The 1110-nt window shown below is 46.2% G+C and carries 1 protein-coding gene; it reads right to left on the bottom strand.

Annotated features, from left to right (window positions below):
* The coding region (tuf, locus tag DYI81_RS17810) for an elongation factor Tu (protein WP_117008202.1) at window positions 1–1110 on the bottom strand (1110 nt) is incomplete at both ends.

Genomic DNA, 1110 nt, shown 5'->3' on the forward strand with positions numbered 1-1110 from the left:
AACTACACCAGCACCAACTGTACGACCGCCTTCACGGATCGCAAAACGTAGACCTGGGTCCATTGCGATTGGATGGATAAGCTCTACTGACATTTCAACGTTGTCACCAGGCATTACCATTTCCACGCCTTCTTTAAGCGCGATCGCACCAGTTACGTCCGTAGTACGGAAGTAGAACTGTGGACGGTAACCGTTCAGGAATGGAGTATGACGACCACCTTCTTCTTTAGAAAGTACGTATACTTCTGCGTCGAATTTAGTATGCGGTTTGATTGCACCTGGTTTAGCAAGTACTTGACCACGTTGAACGTCTTCACGTTTAGTACCACGTAGAAGAACACCACAGTTCTCGCCCGCACGGCCTTCGTCAAGAAGTTTACGGAACATTTCTACGCCAGTTACAGTTGTTTTAACTGTATCTTTGATACCAACGATTTCAACTTCTTCGCCTACTTTAACGATACCAGTCTCAACACGGCCAGTTACTACTGTACCACGACCTGAGATAGAGAATACGTCTTCGATTGGCATAAGGAATGGAAGATCGATAGCACGTTCTGGCTCTGGGATGTATGTGTCAAGCGCGTCAACAAGAGCTACAACAGCATCTTCGCCGTATTGGCTAGCGTCGCCATTAAGCGCAAGAAGAGCAGAACCACGGATAACTGGAGTGTCATCGCCTGGGAAGTCATAAGTAGAAAGAAGTTCACGAACTTCCATTTCTACTAATTCAAGAAGCTCTTCGTCGTCTACAAGGTCGCATTTGTTTAAGAATACAACGATGTATGGAACGCCTACTTGGCGAGAAAGAAGGATGTGTTCACGAGTTTGTGGCATTGGACCATCAGTCGCAGCACATACAAGGATTGCGCCGTCCATTTGAGCAGCACCAGTAATCATGTTTTTAACATAATCGGCGTGGCCCGGGCAGTCTACGTGAGCGTAGTGACGAGTTGGAGAATCGTATTCTACGTGTGAAGTATTAATTGTAATACCACGTGCTTTTTCTTCAGGTGCAGAGTCGATTGCAGCGTAATCTTTCGCTTCGCCACCGAATTTCTTCGCACATACAGTTGCAATTGCAGCTGTTAAAGTTGTTTTACCATGGTC

It is taken from the genome of Acinetobacter sp. SWAC5, assembly GCF_003419885.1.
Taxonomy (GTDB): Bacteria; Pseudomonadota; Gammaproteobacteria; order Pseudomonadales; family Moraxellaceae; genus Acinetobacter; species Acinetobacter cumulans.